General features: G+C 71.0%; 29 protein-coding genes. 15 read left to right on the top strand and 14 right to left on the bottom strand.

What is annotated here, in order from left to right:
- Nucleotides 1-38: 38 nt before the first annotated feature.
- Entirely contained in the window at nt 39-317 is a 279-nt protein-coding gene (locus tag ACIO3O_RS37105; RefSeq protein WP_401753584.1) for a hypothetical protein, read from the bottom strand.
- Between the two features lie 179 nt (nt 318-496).
- Here ACIO3O_RS37105 and ACIO3O_RS37100 point away from each other — a divergent pair, with 179 nt between their 5' ends.
- The 3 genes from ACIO3O_RS37100 to ACIO3O_RS37090 all read left to right on the top strand — a co-directional run bounded on the left by ACIO3O_RS37100 (nt 497) and on the right by ACIO3O_RS37090 (nt 3,683).
- A complete protein-coding gene (locus ACIO3O_RS37100; protein WP_401753582.1) occupies nt 497-1,711 on the top strand; it encodes a hypothetical protein in 1,215 nt (404 codons plus the stop codon).
- A gap of 143 nt (nt 1,712-1,854) precedes the next feature.
- Nucleotides 1,855-2,760 carry a ParA family protein gene (locus ACIO3O_RS37095; RefSeq protein WP_401753580.1) on the top strand — a complete coding sequence of 302 codons (906 nt, stop codon included), beginning with the start codon at nt 1,855-1,857 and terminating at the stop codon, nt 2,758-2,760.
- Nucleotides 2,757-3,683: a hypothetical protein gene (locus tag ACIO3O_RS37090; protein WP_401753578.1), complete on the top strand. Its 927-nt coding sequence runs from the start codon at nt 2,757-2,759 to the stop codon at nt 3,681-3,683. The genes ACIO3O_RS37095 and ACIO3O_RS37090 overlap by 4 nt, the downstream gene beginning before the upstream one ends.
- 272 nt (nt 3,684-3,955) lie before the next feature.
- Here the strand turns inward: ACIO3O_RS37090 and ACIO3O_RS37085 are convergent, their stop codons facing one another.
- The 13 genes from ACIO3O_RS37085 to ACIO3O_RS37025 all read right to left on the bottom strand — a co-directional run bounded on the left by ACIO3O_RS37085 (nt 3,956) and on the right by ACIO3O_RS37025 (nt 16,583).
- Nucleotides 3,956-4,381, bottom strand: a complete 426-nt coding sequence (locus tag ACIO3O_RS37085; protein ID WP_401753576.1) for a hypothetical protein — start codon at nt 4,379-4,381, stop codon at nt 3,956-3,958.
- On the bottom strand, nt 4,378-5,583 hold the full coding sequence (locus tag ACIO3O_RS37080; protein ID WP_401753574.1) for a recombinase family protein: 1,206 nt from the start codon (nt 5,581-5,583) through the stop codon (nt 4,378-4,380). Before ACIO3O_RS37080 ends, ACIO3O_RS37085 begins: the two co-directional genes overlap by 4 nt.
- Before the next feature lie 51 nt (nt 5,584-5,634).
- Complete coding sequence (locus ACIO3O_RS37075) at nt 5,635-6,357, bottom strand: hypothetical protein (protein WP_401753572.1); 723 nt, start codon at nt 6,355-6,357, stop codon at nt 5,635-5,637.
- Between the two features lie 95 nt (nt 6,358-6,452).
- Entirely contained in the window at nt 6,453-7,337 is an 885-nt protein-coding gene (locus ACIO3O_RS37070; RefSeq protein ID WP_401753570.1) for a hypothetical protein, read from the bottom strand.
- A 157-nt stretch (nt 7,338-7,494) separates the two neighbouring features.
- Nucleotides 7,495-8,613: a phosphoadenosine phosphosulfate reductase family protein gene (locus ACIO3O_RS37065; RefSeq protein ID WP_401753568.1), complete on the bottom strand. Its 1,119-nt coding sequence runs from the start codon at nt 8,611-8,613 to the stop codon at nt 7,495-7,497.
- A 66-nt stretch (nt 8,614-8,679) separates the two neighbouring features.
- Nucleotides 8,680-9,279: a hypothetical protein gene (locus ACIO3O_RS37060; protein ID WP_401753566.1), complete on the bottom strand. Its 600-nt coding sequence runs from the start codon at nt 9,277-9,279 to the stop codon at nt 8,680-8,682.
- Between the two features lie 88 nt (nt 9,280-9,367).
- Nucleotides 9,368-10,378, bottom strand: coding sequence for a hypothetical protein (locus ACIO3O_RS37055; protein WP_401753565.1), 1,011 nt, complete (start codon nt 10,376-10,378; stop codon nt 9,368-9,370).
- A gap of 94 nt (nt 10,379-10,472) precedes the next feature.
- Entirely contained in the window at nt 10,473-10,895 is a 423-nt protein-coding gene (locus ACIO3O_RS37050) for a hypothetical protein (protein WP_401753563.1), read from the bottom strand.
- Nucleotides 10,896-11,042: 147 nt separating this feature from the next.
- Complete coding sequence (locus ACIO3O_RS37045) at nt 11,043-12,551, bottom strand: hypothetical protein (protein WP_401753562.1); 1,509 nt, start codon at nt 12,549-12,551, stop codon at nt 11,043-11,045.
- An 82-nt stretch (nt 12,552-12,633) separates the two neighbouring features.
- The gene (locus ACIO3O_RS37040) at nt 12,634-15,051 is read right to left on the bottom strand and encodes a hypothetical protein (protein WP_401753560.1); all 2,418 of its coding nucleotides are present in this window, start codon (nt 15,049-15,051) and stop codon (nt 12,634-12,636) included.
- Between the two features lie 70 nt (nt 15,052-15,121).
- Complete coding sequence (locus ACIO3O_RS37035) at nt 15,122-15,475, bottom strand: hypothetical protein (protein WP_401753559.1); 354 nt, start codon at nt 15,473-15,475, stop codon at nt 15,122-15,124.
- Nucleotides 15,476-15,628: 153 nt separating this feature from the next.
- The gene (locus ACIO3O_RS37030) at nt 15,629-16,096 is read right to left on the bottom strand and encodes a hypothetical protein (RefSeq protein WP_401753557.1); all 468 of its coding nucleotides are present in this window, start codon (nt 16,094-16,096) and stop codon (nt 15,629-15,631) included.
- Between the two features lie 136 nt (nt 16,097-16,232).
- The gene (locus ACIO3O_RS37025) at nt 16,233-16,583 is read right to left on the bottom strand and encodes a hypothetical protein (RefSeq protein ID WP_401753555.1); all 351 of its coding nucleotides are present in this window, start codon (nt 16,581-16,583) and stop codon (nt 16,233-16,235) included.
- 271 nt (nt 16,584-16,854) lie between these two features.
- Between ACIO3O_RS37025 and ACIO3O_RS37020 the strand changes: the two genes are divergently transcribed.
- The 12 genes from ACIO3O_RS37020 (at nt 16,855) to ACIO3O_RS36965 (ending at nt 23,443) form a co-directional block, all read left to right on the top strand.
- Nucleotides 16,855-17,370, top strand: a complete 516-nt coding sequence (locus ACIO3O_RS37020) for a hypothetical protein (protein ID WP_401753553.1) — start codon at nt 16,855-16,857, stop codon at nt 17,368-17,370.
- A gap of 112 nt (nt 17,371-17,482) precedes the next feature.
- Nucleotides 17,483-17,854, top strand: a complete 372-nt coding sequence (locus ACIO3O_RS37015; RefSeq protein ID WP_401753551.1) for a hypothetical protein — start codon at nt 17,483-17,485, stop codon at nt 17,852-17,854.
- A gap of 63 nt (nt 17,855-17,917) precedes the next feature.
- Nucleotides 17,918-18,358, top strand: a complete 441-nt coding sequence (locus ACIO3O_RS37010) for a hypothetical protein (RefSeq protein WP_401753549.1) — start codon at nt 17,918-17,920, stop codon at nt 18,356-18,358.
- Nucleotides 18,359-18,403: 45 nt separating this feature from the next.
- A complete protein-coding gene (locus ACIO3O_RS37005) occupies nt 18,404-18,676 on the top strand; it encodes a hypothetical protein (protein ID WP_401753548.1) in 273 nt (90 codons plus the stop codon).
- 155 nt (nt 18,677-18,831) lie between these two features.
- A complete protein-coding gene (locus tag ACIO3O_RS37000; RefSeq protein WP_401753546.1) occupies nt 18,832-19,215 on the top strand; it encodes a hypothetical protein in 384 nt (127 codons plus the stop codon).
- Between the two features lie 89 nt (nt 19,216-19,304).
- Complete coding sequence (locus ACIO3O_RS36995) at nt 19,305-19,667, top strand: hypothetical protein (RefSeq protein ID WP_401753544.1); 363 nt, start codon at nt 19,305-19,307, stop codon at nt 19,665-19,667.
- Nucleotides 19,668-19,780: 113 nt separating this feature from the next.
- On the top strand, nt 19,781-20,287 hold the full coding sequence (locus tag ACIO3O_RS36990; protein WP_401753542.1) for a hypothetical protein: 507 nt from the start codon (nt 19,781-19,783) through the stop codon (nt 20,285-20,287).
- Nucleotides 20,288-20,371: 84 nt separating this feature from the next.
- A complete protein-coding gene (locus ACIO3O_RS36985; protein WP_401753540.1) occupies nt 20,372-20,737 on the top strand; it encodes a hypothetical protein in 366 nt (121 codons plus the stop codon).
- A gap of 69 nt (nt 20,738-20,806) precedes the next feature.
- Complete coding sequence (locus tag ACIO3O_RS36980; protein ID WP_401753538.1) at nt 20,807-21,049, top strand: hypothetical protein; 243 nt, start codon at nt 20,807-20,809, stop codon at nt 21,047-21,049.
- Nucleotides 21,050-21,154: 105 nt separating this feature from the next.
- Complete coding sequence (locus ACIO3O_RS36975; RefSeq protein WP_401753536.1) at nt 21,155-21,979, top strand: hypothetical protein; 825 nt, start codon at nt 21,155-21,157, stop codon at nt 21,977-21,979.
- 72 nt (nt 21,980-22,051) lie between these two features.
- Complete coding sequence (locus ACIO3O_RS36970) at nt 22,052-22,921, top strand: hypothetical protein (RefSeq protein ID WP_401753534.1); 870 nt, start codon at nt 22,052-22,054, stop codon at nt 22,919-22,921.
- A 60-nt stretch (nt 22,922-22,981) separates the two neighbouring features.
- Nucleotides 22,982-23,443: a hypothetical protein gene (locus ACIO3O_RS36965; protein WP_401753532.1), complete on the top strand. Its 462-nt coding sequence runs from the start codon at nt 22,982-22,984 to the stop codon at nt 23,441-23,443.
- The last annotated feature ends 121 nt before the right edge of the window (nt 23,444-23,564 follow it).

Genomic DNA, 23,564 nt, shown 5'->3' with positions numbered 1-23,564 from the left:
CGCGTAAAGCGGTAATCAGCAAGGGACTAGGGGGCTCGTCAGCCCCAAGTGCTGTCCTTCGCGGCAGCGTTCGGGGAGATGGGCTCGACCACCACCTCGTCGGCGGCCGGGGCACCCCAGGTGCTGTCGTTGCTGGAGGGCTGCGGGGCGGGCGTCTCAGCGGGCGGGGCGGTCGGGGTCTCGGGGTTCGCCGGGACGACACCCCACGTGCTGTCTGCCAGTGCGGTGCCAGCGCCGAAGGCAACACCGGTGAAGGCGGTGGCGGCGAGTGCGACGGCAACGGTTGTGTTGCGAATCAACGCGCGGGTGGAACGCATGAGTTGGTCTGTACCTCTCAATGAGAACGGGCGGAGGGGGAGGTTGCTCCGCAACACCTGGATCGCACAAGCGTGCGACTCTGGTAGGTGCTGGAGACACCGTGGCCGCCCGAACCGATCAAGGGCAAGCGCTGGCCCGCTTCATAAGTACGACTGTCAGAAAAGTGAAAGCACGACCGATGACCGAACACGCCACGCCCACACCCGGCAACCCGCAGCACGGCGCCCTGCCAGCAGGGCCCGCCATCGACTTCACGTGCCCGAACCTCGGCACCAGCGAGGTCTCCCCCGCCCCTCCGCCGGTAAGCGTTCTTCCGCCCCAGGAGCTGGAGGTCTACCTGCGGGTCCGCCGGCGCGAGCTCATACCCTCCGGCACGCCAGGCCTGGAAGGTCTCCTGCGCCGCGGGCTGATCGCCTCGAACCCCCTGGTCGGAGAGGATTCCTTCGTGCCCGTCGGGCGGATGGACGCCGAACGGCGTCTGCGCGAGCCCGTGGAGGCGGCGTTGATGGACCAGGCACAGAAGCTGAAGGCCATCTACGGGTTCTTCGACGAGCTCGATCCCGAGGACCACTGGGGCGGGCAACCGGTCGGCGGCAAGGAGTTCATCAGCGCCGACCAGGCGAACTCCCGCATCAGTGCCTCCACCGAGACAGCAAAGTTCCAGCTCGTCGCGGCCCAGCCTGGCGTCCGTACGCAGAAGACTCTGGAGGTGTCCCGCGCACGCGACCGCGCCATCGTCGAGCGCGGCGTCAGCATGCGCACCATCTACCACTCCAGCGCCCGCGCGAACCGCCATATCCAGTCCAGGGCCCGGGACATGCTGCCCCTCGGCGCCGAGATATCGACGCTGCCCGGACGGTTCATCCGCATCATCGGTATCGACCGGGACGAGGTCTTCGTCAACGACTTCGTCGAGCGCCGGGAAACCCTGGCCGGGGCGTGGCACTTCACGGACCCGGTGGTGGTGGCGTTCGTGCTGGAGCTGTTCGAGCACTACTGGGCTCAGGCCGTCCCCTGGCACCTCACCAACGCCGGCCTGAGCACCCTCCCGGCCGACGTCCAGGAGCACATCCTCAAGCGGTACCGAGCGGGCGACACGCAGCAGGACATCGTGGCCGCAACCGGCGTTGCGGCCCAAGAGGTCTTCAAGTCCCTCGTCTCCGCCGGGACCTTCGACCACCAGCGGTCGATCCTTCAGGGCTACCAGCGAGGCCTGCTCGATCAGCGCCAGATCGGCGTCGAGCTCAAGATGGCCGCCCGGACCGTCATCCGGCATCTGAACGCCCTGAAGAACTTCATCGGCCTGAAGACGACGAGCCAGCTCCTCATCTGGTACGGCGGCCCCGGCATGGCCCTGCTCCAGGCGGAGCCCCGGACGGACAGCGCCGAGTAGCAGCACACGAAGATCATTCTTGCCCAATTGTGCAGACCGACGACGTGTCCTGACGGCCCGCCACTGGGCCGTCAGCATGCCAGAAACGGGCAAAAGGGGATGCGCTGCCGCGGGCACAGGCCCGGTCTGACTATCGTCCTCCCATGACAGAAAGCAGCGCGGCGCCCCTCATCGGCGCCCAGGGGACCAAGGCCGAGGCCCCCCAGGAGACCGAGGAAGAGCGTCGAGAACGCGTACGCGCCCTCCTCGTTGACTACCGCCCCCAGCCGACGCGCGTCATCGCGATGTGCAACCAGAAGGGCGGCGTCGGCAAGACGACCACCACCATCAACCTCGCCGGAACGCTCGCCGAGGACGGCAAGCGCGTCCTCGTTCTCGACGGAGACCCCCAGGGCAACGCCACCAGCGGCTTCCGCGTCCGTCGGCCCGGCCCCAACGACCTGACGCAGGCCAAGGTCGTCCTTGACGCCCTCGACCCGCTACCGCTGATCCGTGAGACCCGCGTCCCAGGGATCTTCGTTCTCCCCGCCAGCCTCGACATGGCCGGAATCTCCAGCCGCCTTCTCCATACCGGCGCAGGCCTGATGCTTTACAGCATCATGATCGAGAAGCTGCGCGCGTACTTCGACGTGATCCTCCTGGACCAGCGGCCTGCCCTCGACCTCGACAACGACTCCCAGATCGTCGGCTGCGACCAGGCCATCATCATGACCGACGTCGACGAGTGGTCCATGACCGGCCTCACGACGCAGATCGCCCACAACAAGAAGGCCACCGCCCGCGCCCAACGCGCGGAAGTCGAGCTCATCGGCCTTGTCATCGGCCGTGTCACGAAGCCCATGGGGCACTTCGACGCCAAGGTCTACCAGCTTCTCCAGAACCACCCCACCATCCCGTGCCTCGGCGAAGTCCCTGTCAGGTCCGCCGACATGAAGGAAGCCCGCAACAAGGGGTTGCCGGTCTGCCAGTTCCGGCCCCGCACCGACACCGCCGGGTTCTTCCGCACGATCGCTACCAACGCAGGGCTGACGAAGGTGAACGCCGCATGAGCAGCACCCACAAGGAATACGAGCTGAGCTGGGGCGAGGCGGATGAAGCAGAAGCGACCGCGGAAGCCCTCGCGACCATCGACGCAGACCGCGAGGAGCGGTACGAACAGAGCCAGGTCAACCTCGTCGCGAACAAGGTCGCCGAAGCCGTAGAAGAAGCCCGCATCGGCCTGGACAAGATCCCCGACCCCATCGCACCGGCCTCAGACGGCGACCTCACGGACGAGGAGGAAGAGACCCGCGCGAAGTGCGACGACGGCGTCGACCTGCTGTCCACGGTCTTCTGGATTGCGGGCAAGTCCCTCGACACCATGGCCGTCGGACGCCTCTTCCGCCGCACCCCCCACAAGCTCGAACCCACCCGCTGCTACAAGACGATCGAAGAATGGGCGTGGGTCGAGAAGGGCATCAAGGTCTCCCGCTGCTCCAAGCTCCGGGCAGCCTGGACACTGGGCAAAACGCTCGCTGACCGCGGCTACGACGCCCCCGAGGGCCAGGTGCGCGAGCTCGTACCGTTCAAGAACAAGCACGGCATGGACGCAGCGGTCGCGGTCTACGAGGTCGTGGTCCAGGCCGTCGGCGCCGACAAGGTCACCGCCGAGCGACTTCGGAAAACCGTCGAGCTGCTCCCCGGGGACCTGGCGCTCAAGGACGACGAGGACGCCGACCAGATCGCGAGGATGCTCACCGGCATCATCGAGAACGCCGAACCCGCCGAACTGCCCGCGGCGCCCGCCGGCATCCCGGCAGCCGTACGGCGCAACGTTGACCGGCGCGCCATCGCCCTCGCCGACACCCTCAACCGCGGGCGCATCCCCCGCACCGAGGTCGAACGCCACCTCCTGGAGGCGTTCGCCGACGAGAGCGACCCGACGGTTTTCAACGCGGTACTCGACCGCATGAAGAACGCCCCGAAGCAGTAAGCACGAAACGGCGGATCACCGGCCAATAGTGGTGGCCGGTCATCCGCCGAACGTGCTCGCAGCATACGGCAGTTGACCCCGGCGCCAGAGGCGGGGACACCTTCCCGCGACAACTCCCGCCAGGCGGGCGGGCGGCTCCCCTGTCAGGCGCGTACGCCGCCGCAGGGGTGTGCCGTACCGTTAACGGGCCGATGCTGCTTGTCGCCCGACAAGCACCACCAGAGAGGGCCCCAGGAACCATCCTGGGGCCCTCTCCGGCTGATGCCGCGTCTTCAGCGGGCAGCGTCACCGAGGTCGGCGCGCGCCGTTTCCTCGCTCAGTTCCAGGCCGCTTTCCTCCTGCATAGGGCGCTCCGCCGGTACGGCCCGCAGTTCTTCGATGATCAGCTTCACGTTCCGCGCCGATTCGCCGGTGACCAGGGCAATGTCCCCCACCGTCGTACGGCACCGAATCAGCGCGGCCACCACCTCTCTCAGTGCCAGCGCACGCGCGTCCTCGGCGTCGCGGAGCTGTTGAACCTCCGGCATCGCCACACGGAGCACAAGGTCCCCGCGGACGCCCGCGAGCCCGAGCCCCTCCATGGTGTCCTGCCGCGCCGCCTTCAAGGTGCCACCATGCCCGTACACGCCGTGCTGCGCGACGTGCACCACCCACTTGCGATCACGCCTGCTGGCGGCACCCTCGACCTGCTCGCTCATGCCCCACGCTCCATATCGTCGATGATCAGCTGCACGAGTTCGTCCGGAATCGGGGTCGGCAGGGTGATCCGGCGGCCGCCGACCTCGTAGACCGTGTGCGTTCCGCTGCTGTCGACCGCAGTGAGGGACAGTCCCAGAGCGCTGGCCGCCCTACGGACGCGCGTCCAGCTCCCCTCGGCTTCCTCGCGTAGCTCGTCGGTGACCTCCTGGGCCTGCTTCCACTCCTCCAGGCTCACCACCCGCTCGTGGGCGATCTCCGGCGACCACACCCATTCCGAGATCGGGTTCCAGAGGGGCTGGCCCTTCCTGCGCGTACGAGGCGCCTTGCGGTTGTAGACCTGGTGCCCGCTCAGCTTCGGGTTCGCGAGCAGCCCCTCCATGAAGTTGTACGAGAAGCTGCCCGGGTAGCGGTCGGGCTCGGCGGACAAGCGGGCAAGGATGGCCCCCGTCCTCAAGCGTTCCTCCCGCCGCAGCCGGTGGGCCTCCCGCGCCATGTCGAAGCGCCGTGAGTCCGGGTGCGGGACCAGCTTCCGCTTGGGGCGTTCCGTGCCGAACCGCCCTCCGGCGCGAACGGGGGCGTTCTCGTCGACCACCGCGATGTACGGGTACGGCGGGAAGCCGTGGTTCCAGCCGCTGATGGCGTGCTGGAACTGGCCGCCGGTCGACATTTCCATCAGCGACTTCTTGTAGAGCTCGGCCTCGACCTGGCCGAACCGACGGACCCGCAACCGGCCGGACTCGGTGCCGCCCACGGGCTCGTTGGCGTACACCACCTCGACGCCGTGCTGCGACAGTTCGTGCTCGACGGTGAGGCTGGTGAGCATGGCGCGCGCCAACCGGTCGGAGCGCTCCGCCAGAACGTGCGTGACGGCCAGTTGCTCAACCCGGTCCACGAGGTCCTGGAGGCCGCCGTCCCGCGGCGTCGGCACGCCGAGCTTGTCGTACATCTCCTGCGGGCCCTGGCCGCGGAGCTCAGGGGGCAGCATGCCGCTCTCGACGTCCCAGAAGTACGCGACGAACTCCTCGTCGGGCTCCAGGCGCTCGGAGGCCAACACGACCTGCCGGGGAATCGACGAGGCGGGGTTCTGCTGGTCCTTGGTGGATACCCGGCCGATGAACACCGACCGTCGCGGACGCGCGTCCGTCAGGGCAAATCCCGACAGGCCGCTGAGGTCGATGGGTGGCCCGAAAGGTGTCTTCATGGCAATCCAATGGGGTCAGGCGCCGGTTGTACCGGGCGCAGGTCGGGGAGGTCAGTCGGCGTCGGTGCGGGAGTTCGTGCGGCCCATGCCGTACGCGGTCTGCTGCACGAACCGCACCGGCCACGACAGACGGACCGGGCGGTGCCGCCGTCCGTCCTCGGGCCGGTGCACCAGGTAGCGGGTTGCCGTCCGCCACTCGTGCGACTCCGGGAGCTGCCCGGCACCGGCCCCGTCGTGAGCGCGCGTCGTCTCCACCGCGTACACGTCGCCCTGACGCCGTACCCTCAAGCCCTTCTCCTGGGCCTTCTTGACCGCGGCGGGGGTGAGCCAGTCGAGCGCCTCGGGCACGGTGGTGATGGTGCCGGAGACCCGCACCGCCCACGGGCCGGACCCGGCGTCGTCGGGGCCCCACAGGTAGCTGAGCCTGGCGTACCGTGCGGGCGCGCTGCCGTAGCTGCGCCAGCCCTCGGCGTGCATCAGCACCAGGCCGTCGAGGCGGTCGGTGATCTCCAGGTACGTGGAACCGTAGTTGCCTTCGAGCGTGGTCTCACCGCCGCGGCGGACGATCTCCCCGGCGATGCTCTCCCACCGCCGATTCCGGGCGCGCTGCTCCAGGGGCAGCGGTGCCGGCAGCGGGGCCGTCCGGCGTCGGCGTACCGCGCGCAGTCGGAGGATGGCGGTCTTCGTCCGCTGGCCCGGCATGTTGTGCTCGGCCAGGTGCTCGGCCAGGTCCGCGGGGTCGCGGATCAAGGCAGGGGGCAGGCGGTAGCGCATAGGGTGCTCCTTCATTCGGGGTGTCGGCGGTGCTCTCCGCCGATGGGGACGGACAGCGGCCGGGGCGTGTTCGTACGCCCCGGCCGGAAGTCCGTTCAGGCGATGAGGGTGGTGAGCTGCTGGTCTTCGGGCAGCGAGTTCAACATCCGATTCCGCCAGCCGATGGCGTAGCGGGGGCAGTTGCTGCAACTTGCGTGGGCACATCCGGGCAGCGGCTGGCGGTGCGTGGCGTTGAAGGACCAGGCGAGCGAGTCGGAGCTGTAGAGGAGGTGCGCCACGGCACGCAGTCCTGTGACTTTGAACCCGAACCCGTGCAGCCGGATGCCCATGGACGACAGCGTCTCGATGATCCGGACGGCTTCCTTGGTGCTCTGGCGGCGGCACACCGACCCGATCCCCACGACCGTCTCCAGCGTCAGGTCGATCCCGGCGCGGTCGTACAAGTCGACGCACCGCAGGTAGTCGTCCAGGGTGAAGCCCTGGAGCACCGGCAGCCACGGCAGCTCGTCGTCGAGGCACAGCAGGTTGATGTAGCTCGCGATGGTCCGGATCTGGTGGTCGTAGACCGTCAGCCCGGTCTGGCGGAGAATCTCGTCCTCACACATCCAGTCCTGTACGGCGCACATGTCCAGCTCGCCGATCTCGTCGTGGTAGCGGCGGGCGGCCTTGGCGTACGCATACGGGGAGACCGTCCACCGGCCGTGCCTCGACAACTCCGTGAACCCGCCGGAGTCGAGCATCCACGAGGTGGTGGCCCGGGGCAGGGAGCTGCGCCCGCTGAGCCTGGTGTGCGAGACGCACAGCGGTATGCCCTGCTCGGCGAACTCCGGGCGGGCCAACCACGACGGCTGGTGCGCGCCCAGGTACGTCCACCGGTCGATCTCGTCCGGGCGGTGCCGCCCGGGATCCGCTGCGGCGGGCCGCTTCGCGGACACCGTGGAATCAACGGCCGCAGGAAGGTCAAAAAGGGTTGATGACATGGGGTGTTCCTTCGGTTCGGGCTTGTCGGCGGTGCTCTCCACCAACACCAAAAATGATACAGCAATCAGAATGCGTGGAACAGGGGTCCTGCTTCTGGGAACGGCGCGCCCTCTGCCACCCCCGCCGGACACTCCGACGCGGGTGGCAGAGGGCGAATCAGGCGGCGAGTGCCACCGCGGCACGAAGGGTGTCGACCCGGCCGAGGTAGAGGGCCGTGGTGGACTTTCCGACGTACCCGGACATCGCCGTACCGCGCGGCGGCCGCGCGGCGGGCCCGTGCTCCGCCTCCAACTCGGCGGCCCGGCGAACGATCTCCCGCATCGACAGACCCACCTTGAAGTCCGCGCCAACGACGACTTCGGTGCGGGCGTACGCGGCGGCCATCTCCGGTACCCGGCGGGCAGCGTTCACCAGGTCGCCCACGCATCCCAGGACGCAGAACATGCAGGACAGCCGCCGGTTACCCCAGTCGTATGCCTCGTGGTACGGCAGCCCCGACTCCGCGATCTCCCGCCACACGGCGGCATCCGACCAGGCGTGGATGGGCCGCCACGTCGTGATGTGCCGCTTCCCGTTGCTCGCCGACCGGTCGATCTCGACCGGCTTCAGCTTCGCCCGCTGCGCACTCTCCGCTGCCCGCTGGCCGATGCAGTTCAGGATCCGTACGGGACGGCCCAGGTGCGACAGCTCCGCGGTCAGCTTCGTCAGCAGGGTCCAGATCGGTCCCCGCTTGACGTCCGACGTGCACCAGCGCGCTGCGGAAGATGGCCACGCCGGCGCGACCACGGCCGCGGCCGGGTCCTCGCCCCGCTCGACGGCTTCCCGCTCCGCCTTCGCCTTCAGCTTCTGCCACCGCAGCACGACCCGGTCCAGGAGGTCCGCCCCCGAGGCCCGGACGACCTCGAACCGCACCCCGAGCAGCCGCGCGTGCTCGGCCGCCAACTCCGCGGTGCCCGCCCACTCGACCCGCCCCAGATCGGCATGAACCATGATCACCTTGTCCAGCATGTTCAGGGCCCGTGCGCGCCCGACGACGTACGAGGCCATCGCCAGGCTGTCCTTCCCGCCCGAGTTGGATATCAGGACCCGGTCCGTCTCGCGGATCAACTCGTCGGGAACGGTCGTCGACGGGGTGAGCGGTACGGACGGATGCACGGTGCGCTTCTTGCGGCCCGGGGCGGCGCGCGGCTTCCGCTGGATGGGCCCCGTGGCGGCCTGGCGGGGTCCAGGGCGCCCGGTGAGGGCTGGAAGGTCAAAGAGGGTGGCGGTCTGCATGTGAGGCGTCCTCAAGGCAACGGAGCGGCGGAGGGCGGTCGAAGGGTCAGCGACAGTTGGCCGGATTCAGGAACCGGCTGCGGCGTGGATGATCGCCTCGGTCTCCTCGGCACCGAACTGCGCCACCAGGTAGCCGATCTGCCGGTCGATGCCACCGTTGTTGACGGCGGCGGACTGCCGGGCGAAAGCGTCGTGTACGGCGTCGTCGAGGTCCTCCGGGGCCACCCCCAGGGACTCGGCAACTGCCTTCAGACGGGCGCCCTCCACCTCGCCGTGAGGCGTTGGCGGCGTCAGGACCAACCGCTCCAGCCGCTTCACACCCATGCGGCCGTACTCCCGGTACTCCTCAACCTGCCAACCCGCCTCACGGAACAGGCGGGCGCAGACGGTCACACGCGCTTCCCGCTCCGCAAGGTCAACCGGCTCGGCGAACGGCCGCCCCGGAAACCAGTCGTCGACGCAGTACGCGAGGACGACCTCGCCGGTGGCACGGCGCGGGTCCAGCCAGATGCCGCTCGCGACGCAGGCATCGCGCTCGGGCTCGAAGACGGCCAGCACCTCACGGCCGGCGTTCAGGACGCTGATCGCCGCACAGACCTGCGGTACGGACATGCTTGCTGCGGGGGCGCCGTAAGAGCGCTGCGGCTTGGACTGGCTCGGCTTCATGGGGTGCTCCTGGAGAACGAGGACGCGGGTGGAGGGGGGCACCGGGGGCACCGTGTGGTGCCCCCGGCAAAACGGGCTGCGGGCGTTGCTACGCGGCGGGGGCGACCGTCAGGGAGTCGGGGAACGCCGCCACCACCTGCCACCCGGCGGCGGGCAGCGCCCTGCGGATTCCGTCGAGCAACTGGGCGGCCCGGATGCGGTCGACGGTGCTCTGGTGGCGGTGGCTGCGCCCGTCGATCTGCACCACGAGCGAGACGGCGTCGGACTCGGCCGACTTCCGGGCGTGGACCCCAGTGCAGCAGTTGTCTGCGTCGTCCAGGAGGACGATGTCCGCCTGACCGATGACCTCGTCGATGCTGAGGCGCGGCGGGGAGGCGAGCAGCATGAATTCGGCGGCCTGCTGCTCTGCCGGGGGCACCGGCGCGGTACGGGGCAGGCCCTGCAACTCGCCCAGAGGCACGTCCAGTTCGGACGAGACCAGCCGACGAGTGGAGAGGCCGCCTTCGCGACGGTCCACCGCGCGGACGGCGTCGTCCTCGCGTATCGCCGTGATGCGGGCCTCGGGACCGTTCGAAGCCTGTACGCGGGCGATCTCCTTGCCCTGGGCGTCCGTGACCGTCCACCAGTCGGTGGGGTCGCCTTCCGGCCTTGGGGGCAGCGCGGGGATGGGCTGGAGCGCGGCCAACGGCACCCGTAGGGGGGCGCCGCCCTGTCGGGCGCTGAGGACCTCGACGGTGCCGTCGGCGGCGGGCTTGGAGTTCACCAGGACGACGTCCCGTTCGGTGTGCGTCGGTCCCGTGTCGTACCGGGCTGCGGAACCGACCGTGAACTCTGCGGACGGCAGGGCCTGCGGCTCCGCCTCCGTGGCTACGTTGCCGAGTGCGGCGGACAGCTCGCGGCCAGCGCGCGCCTGGCGGGCAACCTCGCAGCCCAGCGCGGTGAGGGTCCGGCCCTCCACCCAGCGTCGGGCGTGCAGCTTGTCCACGGTGAACTCATCGGTGCGGGTCGAAATGAGGTGCGGCACGTTGTCCAGCGCGGCGATGAGGACATCGGCCTGGTACTCGGTGGGGGTGGTGGTCGTCTCGGTCTTGCCGTTCACGGCAGTTCTCTCCTCGGTGAGGGCACGGCGGTTGGGTGAGGGTGCCGGGGCGCGGCGGTGAACGTCGCGCCCCGACGGATTGGGTGAGCGGTGGTCAGATGACGTCGGTGACGTCGTAGAAGCCGCTCAGGCCCCGCGTGAACCGCTCCGGGGAGGAGGGGAGGGACGGGTGGGCGAACTCGTCGAGAACGGCCATCACGTAGGCGATCTCCGCCATGGCGCGGTACCGGTGATCAACGGTCCAGTAGGCGTTCACCGACCAGTAGTCGACGCCGAACCGGTCCTTGCCGGTGATCGCGTCGGTGTACTTGACGCACCGGATGATCAGGTCGTCGGAGCCGTCCGCCGCCTTGACGCAGGACTCCCGCAGCGTCTCGCCGCCGAGGACGTTGCGCCGGACGATCTCCAGCGGCCCGTAGAGGGAGACGGCGGGGGCCCGGTGGTGCAGCACGGTGCGCAACTGCCCGTACTGCGTGATGAGCTGCGGCATCGGCCGCACAGCCATCGCAAGGGTCATGGTGTTCCTTCCGTTTGGGTCTGCCAGCGGTGCTCTCCGCCAACAAGGAAAACAATACAGCAATGACAGTGATTGGGGTAGACCTGCCAGCAAAACAAGCAAGAAAACCGGCACCAATTCGCACTGCTGTACTTCAAAAGCTGCCCGTCAAGCGATCAGGAGAACGCCCCCCAGCTCCTTCGCCCGCAGGACCCGGGGAACACCGCCCGTACGCCGCCGGGGCCGCACCACCGGCAGCTCCCGCACCGGCTCACCCACCAACCCGTACCGGCCCGACACCAACGCCCACCGCTCCTCGAACTTCGGCCGCTGCTTGTCCTGCACCCCCGCCGGCGCCGCCACCAAGAACCCCGACACCGCCGGATACCCCGGCCCCTGCTCCAGGTAGTGCACCCGCTCGATACCCGAGTGCTCCCCCCGCACCACCGCCGCCCCCTGCTCCCGCCCGAGCTCCCCCAAGCGGAGCTGCGCCCCGGCCCGCGTCCCCTCGTACACCGTGCGGACCGACCGCCACGCCTGCCCCTTCCCCGCCTCCCCGCGGCACCCCGCCGAACCCCCGCACCACGGTTCCCACCGCCCCGCCGGATGGCCCTCCACGCACTTCTCTGTTCGGGGCTCACGGCACCACCATTGCGGGGAACGGCACGCCTTCCCGTGCCACGCCTTGCAGTCGTCCGTACGGGCCGCGTGGTAGATCCGCCGCACCTCGTACACGGCGTGCGGCGCCTGCTCCAGGGACACATCGAACGCCTCCAGGACCGCCGAGTTCCGGCCGTCCTCCGTGAGCCGCTTCCGCAGCGACGTCGTCCCGTACAGCGCCACTCTCTCGTTCAGGGCCTGGCTGACGTACTCCATGCGCAGCACGTCCGCCGCGATGTGCGGGTGCGCCCTAAGACGCTCCTCGTGCGCCTCCCTGGACGCGCACACCCCGCTGAACGGGCACTGCGCGCAGTAGCTCTTGCGGATCGGCTCCCCGAGCAGCCCCAGCACGTACGCCTCGACCGCGGCCCGCTCCATCCCCCACAGGATCAGCGGGTAGTACGGCTCGCAGATGGTGCGCCCTGCCTCCGCGTTCAGCCGCCGCTGAATCGCGCTGTCGTCCTCCGCACGCCCCAACTCCCCCGCGTGATACCCGATCGTCCGGCGGAAGCTGTCCACCCCGAACTCCGCGGCCGCCCACTGGTCCAGGCACCACCCCTTGAACTTGATCGAGCACAGCCGCTTGCCCCGGGCCAACTGGGGGACCGTGCCAGCCGCCCGGAGCTCGTCCGACAGCCGCCACGGCCCCTGGGCGAACACCCGGCGCGGTGCACGGGAGTCCTCCAGGACCACGACACCGTCCGCGTCCTCGGGGCCCCCGCGGGCCACCTGGACCAGCCGCACGCGGGCCTTGCGCAGCAGCGGCAGCACCAGACGGTTCGCGTAGTCCAGCGAGTCCGGCCACTCGTCGCCGGTCACCGCGTGCACGACCACCAGGTCGGACAGGTCCCGCCTCAGTCCGTACCGGTGAGGGGCCGCAAGGTACATCAGCAGGACGGCGGTGCTGTCCGCACCGAGCCCCCACGACAGGACGGTGATCCCGGACCGGCGGGGCGTACGAACGGCCGGCACAGCCACCGCCGGGGCGGGCAGATCGAACAGGGCAGAGCTGGGCATGGGGAAGCCCTCCAGGGCAGAGAAGGGGGCCGCCCGGGACCACACGGCCCCGGGCGGCGAAAAGACGATCAGCGGCAGACGGTCAGGGCCTGGCGTCCCACCCGGCGATCTCGTCGCGGATCAGCCGGTACAGCTCCACCCGGGGAGGCCGCACGCACGAGGCGAACGCGGCCTTCAGCGCGGTATCCGTCGGCTCCTCCGTGTGCCCGTCGGCCCGCCACTTAGCGGCGAACTTCCGCGCCCGCACCCTGTCGTTTTCCTCGGCACGCTCCCGGCGGCGCGCCCCCTCACGGACGACGTCGGCCGCTTCCCCGTACGGGGGGAACACCGAAAGCCCGTTGAACTTCGACGGCTCGGCGTACCAGCCGTGCGCCTCCAGCGAGCGGGCCAGCGCGTCGGTCTGGTCCTGGTGCTCCTCGGCCTGGTCGGTCACACCGCGCAGCTTCACCGCAAGCCAGTTGGTGAGGAACACGAACCCGGCCCGGCCGTCCTCCGCCTCCGTGTGCCCGGCCTCAACGAGCAGGGCACGGGCGCGCTCCTCGATGACCTGGTTCGTGGCGAGCCTCTGCGCCTCCAGCCGCTCGTTCTGCCGACGGACCTCCTCGGCACGATCCCCCGGGGCAGGCGCTCCCGCGCCCGGGGGCACCGAGCGGCCGCCGCTGCACGGACCATCCCCGTTCACCGCGTACCGGGTACCGCACCCGGGGCACGTGTCGGCCGAGTAGTCGGCGAACTGCCCCACGGGGATGTACCGGGCCGCCTGGCGGCCGTCGGACAGATACACCGTGCCGTCCTCGTCCAGGGCCGCGCGGGCACTTCCAAGGGATTGGTCGAGCACCTTGCGCAGTACGGCCGCGACCCCGACAGCCTTGATGTGCGCGCCGTCGTCGTGGTTCGGCAACTGCCACGCCTCCGCTTTGCGGATCTGGGCGACGTACCCGTCGGACTCTGGCCGCGCACCGAACACCGAATGCAGATCCTCCGGCAGAAGCTCACGCCCCGGCATCCCCTCCAGCACCGCCACCCCGGCGGGAATCGGGTCACCGGCGAGTACCTCGGCGGCAGGGCGCGGCACCACCGCCGCCGGAGGCTCCCCGGCACCCTGTCGCACCGGGGCGGTACCGGTTGCCAGGGCGGCGAGCGACTCGACGGTGACGACCAGGTGGTGACCGGGCTCGTACGTACGGCCGTCCCCCGTCACGCTGTCCTGATGGGTACGCGGCTCCCAGGTGACCCGTACCCACGGTGCGCCGGGGCCCCTGTGCGCGGTGACGGTGCCGACGGTCCGGTCTTCGAGCCGTACGGCGGCGACCACGACCATGCCGGCCGCGACCCGGTCGGCCCGCACGGGAACGGCCGTACCGTCGGCGACGGCCTGGTACGTCTCGGCGAAGAACGCGGCCGTGGCCTCGTCCAGCGGGTCGGCGAAGTTCTCGACGACCGCGCGGGTGATCTCCTCGCGGGTGGCCGGGCGCAGCTCCCGCACCGGGCACTCCTGCACCCCGTACCCGCGCTCATCGGCCACCAGGGCGCGCACGTTGAAGCGGGGGTCAGTCCAGCTCACCACCTGGCCGACGTACTCGGGCCGCACAACGTACTGCCCGCTCTCGCGGTCGAACTCCACCGGACGGACCACCACCAGATCACCGAGGGCGTGCCGTTCGGACTTCGGCCCCCCGTACCGGTCGACGTCTTCCGGTGCGGCCGGGCGCAACTCCACGACCTCCGCCGTCTCCGTGCAGGCGACGCGGGCACTGGAGCCGTCCCGGACGACGCGGTACCGGGGCGAGCGCTCAGCCGACTTCACCTCCAGTCGGGCGGACGGGGAGTCGATCAGCTCCGGCGTGCTCCCGTTCACCACCCGCACGTGGAACTGCCGGGGCACGTACGAGCTGCTGCCGACCAACAGTGACCCGTCCGCCCCCTGGGCGAAGGCAAGCCGGTTCGCCCGCCAGTTGCCCATGAACGTACGGATCCTCTCGGCGGGCAGACCCGCGTGCACCTGGCGGTCGTTCATGTAGTGGGCGTGGGGGGCGTCGACCACGTCGTCGGGGGTGGGCCGGTTGTGCGGCGGCTGCGGCCACAGCTTCACCGACACCGGCGAGCACCCCCGTATCCGGTCGGACACCGGGCGGGGGCCAAGCCGGATGGCCAGAGCCTCATTGAGTTCCCCGTCCCACCAACGCGGGTCCCTCTCGCCCCCGCTGATGATGTCGGCCCGCAGCTTCTCGACGGCCCCGTCGCTCATGTGGTGGAGCTGCTCGCGGATCGCCCAGAACCGCTCCTGACGGCTGAAGATGACCCGGACACCGTCCGCCTCGGCCCACTGGCGGATCATGCGGCGCACGGTCTGCGGGCTGGCCTTGCCCTGCTCGGTACCAGCGTCCCGGCTCATTACGGCGTCGACGAGGTCGGAGGTGACCACACAGTCGTTGTGGAGACGGGCGAAGATCAAGACCTGACGTGCCATGTGCTGGGCGCGATCGGTGGCGGTGAGCATGGGGAAGTTCCTTTCGAGGGTCGGCAACAGCCGGGGAAGGGAGCGAACTTGGGGATGGGGCGCTACGGGCTCAGCCACGCCGCCACAGGCCCGCCAGAAGGGACCGAAGGGACCGGCGGCGCGGGTTGCCCTCGTACGCCCGGATCAGCGCCGCGATGGCGGCCGGGTCCGGCGAGCGCAGCCACGACACCTGAAGGACCACCCGACTCCGTACGACGCCGGGGTGCTCCATCTGGAAGACGGCCCCGTTGTGGACCACCCGCCAGACCATGGACAGCTCGTCGGTCTCGTACAGCCACTCCGGCCAGTGCCCGGGGTCCTCCTGCTTGAAGTCCGGCAATCCGAGGAGTCGGGCGACTTCGGCGAGGAACGGCGCGCCCGCCGGGGCACGGTGGTGCGACGACATCCACAACGGCAGAGACATCAGGGGAACCTTCCAACGGGCGGCGGCCAGCCCGCAGACGGGCCGCCAAGGGGACGGGGAGAGGAGGGTGAGGCTGGTGGGGTTTCTGGACTTTCTGGACCGTCCTACGCGCGCACACGCGTTACGGGCGCGCGCCGGACGGTTCGGCGGCCGCTACGAGCCGAACTGGCACATCCCCGCGCGGTTCCGGCGGTCCTTGGTCCAGATGGTGAAGGGGCCCATCGGGATGAGGTCGTTGTGCTTGCGGTACTCGCGCCACCAGCGGGTGTCGGTGTCCCATCCGCTCGTACCGACGACGTGGCCGTACAGGGTGCCGCCGTCCCACTTGGCGTACTGGCTCAGCCCGTACATGTGCACGTGCTCGGGGATCGTCCGGGCCTGGTAGGCGTCGAGGACGGCGGCGAAGATCGTGCGGATGGTGAGCGCGGCCCAGGAGTCGGCCGCGTGGTCCCGGGACACGATGCCGGTGAGGCTGCGCGCCTTCGGGTTGACGCCCTCGTGGGAAGCGGTGGTGAGGGGGCGGGCGACGTCGTCGGGGACGATGACGACGAGGCGGCCCATGGCGTCGGTGGTCACGGTGATGTCGTCGGTGGTGAGTGCCGGCGGGGTGGCAGTGGTCATCGGGGGTGTCCTTCGGTTCGGGCCCCGGGTGCTCTCCCGGGGTGGGGTGGGGCGGTGCGCCCTGCGCTCCCCCCGGTAGGGGTCGGGGAGGGGGCGGGGCGCACCGCCCGCCGGTGTGGCGGGCGGTGCGGGCGGTTCAGCCCTGGGGGCGGTCCAGGACGGTGCGGGTGGCGGCGAGGATGACGCGGGCTTCACCGACGGCCCGTGCGGCGCTGGTGGTGCGTACCTCGACGCAGACGAGACCGTGGTGGGTGGCGCACAGGTCGAGCATCGTCAGGCGCTGAAGGGCCCGTTCGACGTCGTGGGCGGAGGCGCGGTCGACGGTGAGGAGGCGGGGGGCGGCGGGGGTGCGGGTCCAGCGGGGGTCGGGCTCGTAGGCCAGGACGAGGAACGCGGCGGTGAGCTTGCGGAGTTCGGGCCGGTAGGCGGGGGCGCGGTCCATGTCCTCGGGGTGCGGCGGGGGCGTCTTGTCGAGGGTCACGGGCATGGGGTGCTCCTTCGGTTCGGGTTGGCCCTGGGTGCTCTCCCGGGGCGTTGTCGGCTTCCTGCCCGACACCGAGAACAGTACAGCAATGCGAATGATGCGCAAGGGGGAATCTTTTTTCGCAGGAAAAATGCAGGTCAGGTCCCATGTCGGTCTTTCATGGTGTGGTGTCGCTGTACTTTTCTGGGGTTCGTGGGCTACGTTCCTCACCAACGCCACAACGGCGGGGCCCGGGGAGAGCACCCCGGGTCAACCCGAACCGAAGGAACACCCCATGCGCATGCCGCGCCTCTCCCGTATCCGTACCGCGATCCTCGCGGGCACCGTCGCCGCCGTCTTCCTGGGCACGACCGCCTCCCTCTCCCCCGCCGACGCCCCCGCCCCCGCCCCCGCCCCGAAGGTGACGGTCGTTAAGACCGGCGACGACAACCGAGACGGCCGCATCGACGAAGACGAGACCGGGTGGGACTGCGCCACCATGGGCAACCGCACCTGCGGCGACATGGGCAGGCAGCTCGTGAACGCCCAAGCCGCACAGGCCCCCGCACGCCTCATCGCGGCCGCGCCCCTCGAATGCGAGCACCCCGACGTCACGGCCGACGTGTTCGCGCTCTGCGTCGACGTCGCCTGGCTGCCCCCCTACGGCTGGACCAACCCCGACGGCTCCACCGTCGACCTGCCCGCCGGTGACGTCCTGATCCGTGAACTCGACGAGACCCCGGGCACCCCCGACTGGGCCGACGCGCTCCGCGCCCTGCGCGCCGAGTACACCGAGCACACCCAGCGCTGACCCCCCGCCGGGGCGCGACGCTCACCGCCGCGCCCCGGCACCCTCACCCCGCCCCGGGAGCGCGCCGCCGCCCCCAGGGCCCGTACCGCCATTCGGCCTTGAGGAGTGCACGTTGACGACCGTCCAGACCCCCACCGCCCTTGACCGCCTGAAGGCGGCGATCCGCGCCACCGGCGACATGATGCAGGCCGACGACGCCCGGTGCACCGCGTTGTACGGCGCGCCCGTCGGTGTGCCCGTGTTCTTCGTCGACAGCCTGATCCGCAGGGTCACCCACGGAACCCGCATGGAGTGGGACGCCGAGTATGTCCGGCGCGCCCTCACGGAGTCCCCCGAGGCGGTCAAGGCGTGGGCCGCCGACCTCGACGCCCTGAAGCGCGACGTGTTCAACCTCCTGTACCCCCAGGGGCTCCACTCCCCCTCGCTCACGTCCGCCCAGGTGCACGCCATCGCCGACGAGCTGACCGCCGTACCCGCCCGCTGACCCTCGACGCAAGCCGGGGTGCGCACCGTGGCGCACCCCGGCTCTAGATCAGGAAGGTTCCCCGTGTCCGTACTGCCCCGCACCACCCCCGAGAAGTTCACCGAACAGCTCTCTGCCGCCCTGACGGCCGCCGGTGCTACCTACGGCGGCATCAAGCCCGGAACGCGCGTCACGCACTGCTTCACCGGCCCCGACGGGGTCACCTGGGAGTTCACCTACCTCGGGCAGCACGCCGGGGAACCGGACTGGCGCATGACGGGCCCGCGCGGCCATGAGCACGGCGTATGGGTCGGGACGGAGGACGCCGCCGCCCGCATCATCGCCCTGCCCGCCCCGGAGCCGGAGCCGGTACCCGGCGACCCGCACCCGGGCGGACCGCGCACGCATCTGGGATTCGACGTCCCCGACTTCATCCGTGCCGGGTGGGACACCCTCCTCGGTGAAGGGTGGCGGTGGGGCGTCGTGTCTGCCGTCGGCAAGCTGCCCGCCAACCGCCCCCGCTGACATCCCCGCCGCCCCCCGGCCGGCACTCCCAGACAGGAGAACCCCTTGAGCACGTCCCCTGAAGCCCCGGGCCGCGACTGGTCCGGGATGCGCCGCGCCGACTTCGACGAAGATGCGCCGCTCGCCCTTGTGGACACGGACGCCGTGGTGCGGCCCGTGCTGGCGGTGCGGCACACGTCCGGGACGGAAGCCCTGTTCGGTGCCGCCCCGGCCCCACGGGGCCCCGTACGGCGCGCCGGGCGGGGTGCTGTGTCCCCGCCCGCCGGTGACACCTTGTTCAACGACTTCGAGATTCAGGACAGCGAACCGAATTCGTAGCAGTCCACGGAGGGGGGTCCGGTGAGCGGATCGGCCCACTAGCAGGCAACTTGAACTTTCTCACCGGACCCCCTTCCCATCTGATCTGTCATCGCTGTATCGTTTTCCTTGTTGGCGGAGAGCACCGCCGACACCCCAAACCGAAGGAACACACCATGGCTTCCGCCAACTCCCGCCGCGCCGCTGCCACCCTCCGCACCCGCCGCCGCGCCCACCAGGTCGCCGCCCGCGCCCGCCGCGCCCCCCTCACCGCCGCCCGCCGCGTCCGCACCGCCCCCCGCTCCCTCACCACCCACGTCATCGCCACCGGCGTTGCCCCCTCCGCCGTCCCCGGCGCGGTCGCCGCCCTCCGCACCCAGGCCAAGAAGGCGGGCATCCAGGGCCGCGCCGCCCGCATCCGCCGCACCTTCTCCGGACGCGCCCGCCACGCCGTCACCGTCTACCGCTACACCCGCGCCCAGGTCGCCGAGATCGTCGCGGGCTACAAGCCCCGCAAGCCGGAGTACAAGGCCGTCCGCGCCGCCCTCCTCGCCGCCTGACACCCACCCTCCACGGGGGCGGCCCACCGGCCGCCCCCACCCCCACCGCCCGGCGAGAGCACGCCAGGCACCCAGGAAGGAACCACCCCGTGACCACTGTCGAGATCGTCGCCGCGAACCACCACCGCGCCGCACACGCCGCCCGCGAAGCCGCCGAGATGGCCCGCTCCCGCTCCCTGCACCCCGCCACCCCCGCCGCCGCCAGGCTCGCCCTCAAGGCCATCGCCGCCCACCTCGCCGTGGTCGCCGACGACTACGCCAAGGCCGCCACCGAACCGCCCCTGGTATTCGCCGGGGTCATCGTCACCAACGTTCACCCAGTGGACGCCTCGTTCGCGCTCATGGACGCCGAGCAGGCCGTGGAGAACGCCACCGGCCCCGTCGGCTTCCAGCCCAACGAGATCACCACCCGCGTCCACGACGCCTTCCGGAACGCGGCCCCGACCGGCTGACCCCGCCCGCGCCGCCCGGGGCCGCAACGCCCCGGGCGGCGCGACACAAGCACCACCCACCCGGCCAACTACCGGCGCAGAGCAGCGCCGGACCCAACCCGAAGGAACACCCCATGACCACCCACCGCTACTACGAGTTCGTCGTCCCCGGATTCGTCATCGCCGGGAACCACGCAGCATCGGCGGACGACGCCCGCGCGGCGCTGGCCGAAGAGTTCGGCGACACGATCACCTTCGACACCACCGTCGGCGGAGTGGAGATCCAGACCGGCGACTTCGTGATGAACGGCGCGGTCCTCGACAAGGTGAACGGCGACGCCGTCAACGCCCACACCCTGCCCGACACGGAGGCCGAGCCCTTCAGCGTGGCGGACATCGGCCGCGTGGCCGTCGGCAACCTGGGCGACGACTGGGCGCACTCCGGGGGCGAGTGGGGCGTGAGCGCCAGCCTGGACGACGGCACCGGCGAGAGCTTCAGCCTGGAGGTCGTCGACGGCGATCTGACGCTGTTCCACAGCGGGCCCGGCATCGCGGTGGCCACGTTCACGGGCGAGCGCCTGGACGTCCTGGGTGCCGAGGTCGCCGAGGCCGTACGGCAGCACGCGGAGTGCGACGCCTGACCCTCCACCGCCCCCAGGGGCGCGCCGGGTTGGCGCGCCCCCCCCTGGCCGGAGACGACCGGCCCACCCCGAGAGGAACACCCCGTGGACACCCTGCCCACCGCCCCGTCCTGCTTCCCCCTGGCCGACTACGCCACCGCCACCGCCCACGCCCTCGGGCCCGACTGGGACTCCATCGACGGGTTCCTCGGAGCGTCCGGCAAGGTCTTCACCCGCGACGGCGCGGTGTCGCTGCGCCTGGCCCTCGACTACGACGACGACCTGACCCTGGAGGGCCACGACGCGGTCGGAGAGGTGTCGTGGACCCTCTACATCGAGCACCGGCCCGGAGCTCGTGCGACCACCGCGCAGGGCCTGGCGGAGTGGGGCAAGACCACCGCCGCCTTCATCAGCCAGCGAATCCGGCGGATCGCCCCGGACGACCACCCCGCCCTCTCTGACCAAGCCTGATCCCCCACACCTTGCCCGGCGCGCCCTCACCTGGTGCGCCGGGCCACCACCACCGAACGGGAGCCCACCGTGACCACCGAGACCTCAGCCCCGGCCAGGGAGATGTCGTCCACCGACCGGCTCGCCGAGGACGTCCGCCCGATGTGGGACGCATACGTCGCCGCCCGTGGGCAGTACGTCAGCATCGCCGACATGATCGCCGATCTCCTGCACCTGTCCGACCGCATCCCCGACAGCCGGGACTGGGACGTCCACGAGCTCCTCGACCGCGCTCGACGCGACTACGACGCGGAGGTGCTGGGCGTGGACTGACAGCTGCTCCCAGCGGTCCGCCACTTCGGCGGGAGACGCAAGCACCACCCGCATGACCACATACCGGCGGAGAGCACCGCCGGGACCCGAACGAAGGACACCGCCATGACCATGCCCGCCACGTTCCCAGCCGCCGCCGAGCGGATCGCCGCCCTGCTGCCTCCCCGCCGGGGCAAGGCGTGGACCGTCGCCGCCGCCCCGGACCTGTTCCGCCACAACGCGCCGACCGCCCGCCTCACCGACGGCGTCCGGGGGGTCCTGGTGAGGGAGAAGGCTCAGCGCCTGGAGCTGGTCGCCGAGCACCCCGGCAAGTACGCGCCTTCCGCTCGCCCGCACGCCGTGATCGACGCGACCGGCACGGACCCCGCTCAGGCGGCCGCGTCCGTCCTGCTGCGCACGGTCCTGCCTGACCTCGACCGGGCCACCGCCGAGGCCCTGCTACGGATGCCGGGCGGGGAGGCCCGGGATGCCTGGCACCGGGGGAACGAGATGACCGAGTTGGGATTCGCGCTCCTCGACGTGAAGGCGGACGTCCGTGTCGTGGACGCCCTGCACGGTCAGGCCCTGGTGTGGGTGACCGAGGACGGCGGCAGTTGGGCCCTGGAGACGAAGGGGCGCAACCACAACCTGACGTTCAACTACGACGGGCCCGTCGGCGGCCTGTACGCGGTCCTGCCGCTCTTGCTGCCGCCGGTTGGCGAGCACACCCCCGCCGACGTCGGGAGTCCCTTCACGAGGCTGCTGACCGACCGGTTCCCGCAGCTCTCCCCGGTCGCCGACGACGAGGTACAGATCCCGGGCTCGTGCAGCGGGTGGATCGCCGCACAGGGGGAGTTGGCGTCGTACGCCGACGAGTTCACCCCAGTGCGTGCCGAGCTCCCCGCTTTCGGTACCGACCTGGTTCTGGCCGCCGCCGCACACCTCGCCTGACCCCTCCCCCTCTGCCTGGCCGTGCCCCTCGTGCAGGGGCGCGGCCCCTCCCCCCCGGAAGGTCTCTTCGTCATGAGCGTCACCCTGGTTTCCCCGGCCCTGAACGCCGGCGACACCCGCCCCTCCTCCGACGTCCCGCAGCGTGCCGCGCTGCTCGCCGCACTCCTGCCCGCACGCGGCGGCGTGGGGTGGGCGGCGGAGCCGTACGTGGCGTGGTGGACGCCCCGCCCGGCGGCCCGGCTGGTGCAGGGCGACCGCGCCCTGGTCGTGGTGGCCGACGAGGACGGCACCGAGGTGGGCTGGCAGCTCCCCGGCCGTGAGCCGTACGCCCCGGACCTGACGTCGGATGCCGGGGACACGCCGGGGGCGGTCCGGGAGGTGCTGCGCCTGGTGCTGCCCGTCCTCGACGGCGAGCTGGCCGCCCGCGCGGGTAAGGGCGGGCCCCGGGTGGTGGGGCGGCTGGCGGTGCTGGAGGAGATCGGGCACGCCCTGCGGCGGGAGGGGACGGTGACGCACCTTCGAGCCGGACTGGTGTCGACGTCGTCTCTGGTGTGGTCGGCCCCGTCGGGGCTGCGGTTCGCGGTGTCGCTGCACGGCACGAACCCGGTGGGCGACGTATCGGTGACCGGGCCCGTGCGCGCCGTGGAGCGGGCCGTGGCGCACTTCCTGCCCACCCCTGCCCACCGGGTGCCCCGGCAGCCGCTGCGGGGCGTACGCGGGCGTCTGGCGCGCCGACTGGCCGCGTACCTGGGCCGGTTGGGGCCGGTGGAGCAGCTCGACACCGGCGGGCTGGCGTTCGGCGGGGGCGTCGGACCGTACGGGTACGCGGCCCCGGCACCGGACCCGGCGGCCCGGGTCGGGGACACCAGCCCGGCCACGGTCGACCTGCACGGCGTGGGCGTCGACCTGCTGCTGTCCCTCGCCGCGCCTCTCTCCCGCTGACCCTCCCCTCTCTGCTTGCTGCGCCCGGCCAACACGGGCCGGGCGTGGAAGGACGACACGATGACTGCTGACCAGCCGACCGCCCTGGAGCTCCTGGACGAGGCGCGGGAGCGCCTGCGGGCTGCCTCGCGGGCGATGCTCCCGCTGATCGGGGAGACGGTGCGCGCGCAGTTCCCGGATGCCGCGTACCTGGTGCTGCACCGTTCGGTGACCGACGAGGCCCTCTACCTGGTGGACGTGCGCGACTCGTTCGGGAACATCCTGTGGGACTTCCCCGGGTTGCTGGAGTACGCCCCGTTCCCGGCCCCGGTGCCGGAGGCGGTGAAGGCGCAGTGGGGTGCGGCGGACGCTCGGGACCCGGGGGTGGTGCTGACGCTCATTCGGCGGGTGGACGATGCGATAGAGCTGCCGTTCCTGCCCCGGGAGTTGATGAGCGACGAGGAGGCGTCCATGGACCGTACGCCGGTCGGAGTCGCCCTGTGGACGCGTGGTTCCGGAGGTGAGGAGGGGGCGCGGCCGTGAGGTTGTGAGGGTGGTTCAGGGCCCGGTTCCCGTGAGCGGGGGCCGGGCCCTTTCATGCCGGTAATGGCACAGCGGAAAGATTTCTTTGCGGGTTTTCGCTGTTCTCACCCACAAGGCGTGT

The organism is Streptomyces sp. NPDC087440, from assembly GCF_044744005.1.
Classification (GTDB): Bacteria; Actinomycetota; Actinomycetes; order Streptomycetales; family Streptomycetaceae; genus Streptomyces.
This window is presented reverse-complemented; position numbering and strand designations above follow the sequence as displayed.